Genomic DNA, 3,239 nt, shown 5'->3' on the forward strand with positions numbered 1-3,239 from the left:
GTGAATCGAACATGAGCGCCAACGTCGACCTGAACAACCGCCCCGATTACGACGCAGTCCTGCAGGACATCGCCGACTACGTCCTCACCTTCAAGCCCGAATCCGCCGAAGCGCTGAACACCGCGCGCAACTGCCTGATCGACACGCTGGGCTGCGGCTTGCTGGCCCTGCGTTTCCCCGAATGCACGAAACACCTCGGCCCGATCGTTGAAGGCACGGTTGTACCGTTCGGTGCACGAGTGCCAGGTACCCCTTATCGCCTCGATCCGGTCAAAGCCGCTTGGGATATCGGCTGCATTGTCCGCTGGCTCGACTACAACGACACCTGGCTCGCCGCCGAATGGGGGCATCCATCGGACAACCTCGGTGCCATCCTCGCCGTGGCCGATCACCTGTCACAGAAACGCATCGCTAACGGTGAAGCGCCGCTGACGGTCCGCAATGTGCTGGAAGCAATGATCATGGCCCACGAGATTCAAGGCGTGATCGCCCTGGAAAACTCCTTTAACCGGGTAGGACTGGATCACGTCATTCTGGTGAAAGTCGCCTCGACCGCCGTCAGCGCCCGACTGATGGGCGCCAATCGCGAGCAGCTGTTGTCGGCACTGTCCCACGCCTTCGCCGACGGTCAGGCACTGCGCACTTATCGGCATGCGCCGAACGCCGGCTCGCGCAAATCCTGGGCGGCGGGGGATGCGGCGAGTCGCGGCGTAAGGCTGGCCGACATCGCCATGCGCGGTGAGATGGGCATTCCCGGGGTTCTGACGGCAAAGCAGTGGGGTTTTTATGACGTTTCGTTCAGCCACACCAACAACGATCTGGCGCTGAAACCCACGGACAAACGCGCTTTCAGCTTCTCCCGGCCGTTCGGCAGTTACGTGATGGAAAACGTGCTGTTCAAGATCAGTTTCCCCGCCGAATTCCATGCGCAGACGGCATGCGAGGCGGCGGTGACCTTGCATCCGCTGGTTCGCAATCGGCTGCATGAGATCGACCGCATCGTCATCACCACCCATGAATCGGCGATCCGCATCATTTCCAAGGTCGGCCCGCTGGCCAATGCCGCCGACCGCGACCACTGCCTGCAATACATGACCGCCGTGCCGCTGGCATTTGGCAATCTGGTCGCGGAGCACTACGAAGACGACTTCCACAAGGCGCATCCGATCATCGATGTGCTGCGCGAAAAAATGCTCATCGTTGAAGAACCGCGCTTCACCCGCGAATACCTTGAGCCTGACAAACGCTCGATTGCCAACGCCGTGCAGGTGTTTTTCAAGGACGGCAGCAGCACCGACAACGTCGTGGTGGAGTACCCGATCGGCCATCGCCGCCGCCGCGCCGAGGGCATTCCGTTGCTGGAGGACAAGTTCAAGGCCAACCTGGCCACGCGGTTTGCCGGGCAGCGTTGCGCTGAGATTTTTGCGCTGTGCGAGGATCAGGCGCAGCTTGAAGCCACGTCGGTGCATCGATTCATCGACCTGTTTGTGATCTGACGGACCGCGTTATCGTTCTTCGCGGGCAAGCCCGCTCCCACAGGGAATGGTGATGAACACAGAAATTGTGAACGCCTTCAGAACCTGTGGGAGCGGGCTTGCCCGCGATAGCGTCAGATCAGGCACCGCAAACCTACTTGAACCGCCGCTCAACGCCTTTTTCCACGAGAATCTTCGCCGAAATCTCTTCCACCGAGAAATGCGTGGAATTGATGTGCGGAATGTTCTCGCGGCGGAACAGGTTTTCCACTTCGCGCACTTCGAATTCGCACTGGGCGTAGCTCGAATAACGGCTGTTGGGCTTGCGCTCATTGCGGATCGCGGTCAGGCGGTCGGGGTCGATGGTCAGGCCGAACAGCTTGTGCTGATGCGCGCGCAGGGCCGTCGGCAGGGTCAGGCGCTCCATGTCGTCTTCGGTCAGCGGATAGTTGGCCGCGCGGATGCCGAACTGCATGGCCATGTACAGACACGTCGGCGTTTTGCCGCATCGCGACACGCCCACTAGTATCAGATCGGCTTTGTCGTAATAGTGGGTGCGCGCGCCGTCATCGTTGTCGAGGGCGAAGTTCACCGCCTCGATGCGCTCCATGTAATTGGAGTTGTGCCCGATGGAATGGGACTTGCCGACGGTGTAGGAAGAGTGCTCGGTGAGCTCCTGTTCGAGCGGCGCGAGGAAGGTCGAGAAAATGTCGATCATGAAACCATTGGACGTTGCGAGAATCTCACGAATGTCCTGATTGACGATGGTGTCGAAGATGATCGGGCGAAAGCCGTCGGTTTCAGCGGCTTTGTTGATTTGTTGTACCATGGCCCGCGCTTTTTCCACGCTGTCGATGTAGGGCCGCGTGAATTTGCTGAAGGTAATGTTTTCGAACTGCGCCAACAGGCTTTGACCCAGGGTTTCGGCAGTAATGCCGGTGCCATCGGAGATGAAGAAAGCAGATCGTTTCATTTGCACCTTGGGCCTTAAGCTAGTAACGAATCTTGGATATGATAGGCGCGATTTGCCGGCCGCCATTGGCCCGCATTCTCACTTATTTTCCAGGTCCAGGCCATACAACCGGCCGAGGCTCCCCCGGGCCGCCGGTTTCTGAGCTTTTCCAACACAGTTAGTGGAGAGATCACCTTGGTAGAGTACGTAGTTTCCCTCGATAAGCTCGGCAAACACGATGTTGAGCATGTGGGGGGCAAGAACGCATCCCTGGGCGAGATGATCAGTAACCTGGCAGGCGCCGGTGTTTCGGTCCCCGGCGGCTTCGCCACGACGGCTCAGGCCTATCGTGACTTCCTCGAACTGAGCGGCCTGAACGATCAGATCCACAAGGCCCTCGACGCGCTCGACGTCGACGACGTCAATGCCCTGGCCAAGACCGGCGCGCAGATCCGCCAATGGATCATGGACGCCGAATTCCCGGAAAAGCTCAACACCGAGATCCGCACCGCGTTCGCCGCGCTGTCGGCCGGCAACCCTGACGTGGCCGTGGCCGTGCGTTCTTCCGCCACCGCCGAAGACCTGCCGGACGCGTCCTTCGCCGGTCAGCAGGAAACCTTCCTGAACATCCGTGGTGTGGAAAACGTTATCCGCGCCGCCAAAGAGGTGTTCGCTTCGCTGTTCAACGACCGTGCGATTTCCTACCGCGTGCACCAGGGCTTCGACCACAAACTGGTCGCCCTGTCGGCTGGCGTGCAGCGCATGGTGCGTTCGGAAACCGGCACCGCCGGCGTGATGTTCACCCTCGATAC

Annotated in this window: 3 protein-coding genes; 2 read left to right on the top strand and 1 reads right to left on the bottom strand. The window is 59.9% G+C overall.

Translation table 11 applies throughout. From position 1 onward, the window contains the following. Positions 1-11 precede the first annotated feature (11 nt). The gene (prpD, locus tag OQK_RS19305; protein ID WP_016773825.1) at positions 12-1,496 is read left to right on the top strand and encodes a 2-methylcitrate dehydratase; all 1,485 of its coding nucleotides are present in this window, start codon (positions 12-14) and stop codon (positions 1,494-1,496) included. Positions 1,497-1,629: 133 nt separating this feature from the next. Here prpD and ppsR read toward each other — a convergent pair whose 3' ends face one another. Next, positions 1,630-2,448 carry a posphoenolpyruvate synthetase regulatory kinase/phosphorylase PpsR gene (gene ppsR / locus OQK_RS19310; protein WP_016773826.1) on the bottom strand — a complete coding sequence of 273 codons (819 nt, stop codon included), beginning with the start codon at positions 2,446-2,448 and terminating at the stop codon, positions 1,630-1,632. Between the two features lie 174 nt (positions 2,449-2,622). On the opposite strand from ppsR, the gene OQK_RS19315 reads away from it, so the two are divergent. Then, positions 2,623-3,239 (top strand): PEP/pyruvate-binding domain-containing protein (locus OQK_RS19315; RefSeq protein WP_274380892.1); only part of this gene is annotated, 617 nt, incomplete at its 3' end.

The organism is Pseudomonas sp. R62 (assembly GCF_000257605.1).
Taxonomy (GTDB): domain Bacteria; phylum Pseudomonadota; class Gammaproteobacteria; order Pseudomonadales; family Pseudomonadaceae; genus Aquipseudomonas; species Aquipseudomonas atacamensis.

Bases quoted from the DNA above. Each gene is read 5' to 3' on its own strand.
- prpD (WP_016773825.1), top strand. From the start codon at position 12: ATGAGCGCCAACGTCGACCTGAACAACCGCCCCGATTACGACGCAGTC.
- ppsR (WP_016773826.1), bottom strand. From the start codon at position 2,448: ATGAAACGATCTGCTTTCTTCATCTCCGATGGCACCGGCATTACTGCC.